This is a genomic window from Pseudomonas sp. AC463 (genome assembly GCF_979253585.1).
The window spans coordinates 1-269 of record NZ_CEEDDZ010000639.1 but is presented as its reverse complement, the minus strand read 5'-3'; the positions used below and the strand labels follow the sequence as shown (position 1 = coordinate 269).

The 269-nt window shown below is 66.9% G+C and carries 1 protein-coding gene; it reads right to left on the bottom strand.

Annotation, left to right across the window (positions count from 1 at the left end):
- Nucleotides 1-269 (bottom strand): FecR domain-containing protein (locus tag AC0IYH_RS31770; protein ID WP_471838250.1); only part of this gene is annotated, 269 nt, incomplete at both ends.

Genomic DNA, 269 nt, shown 5'->3' with positions numbered 1-269 from the left:
GTGTAGGCGTTGACGTAGGTCTGCTGGCCGGCCGCCAGACGCAGCAGGCCGTCATCGCCTCGTGACAGCCGCGGACGCACTTCGACAGCGCCCTGCAGCGCGGCGAGATAGGTGTTGTTGGGGTACTGACGCACCAGAAAGCGGCTGCCGAGCAGGGCGATTTCCGCTTCGGCGGTATCCACGATGAACGGCCGCCTGGCATGCTCGCGCGGCACCTCGACGAGCATCTCACCGGCGATCAGGCGTACGCGCCGCACGCTGTCGTCATA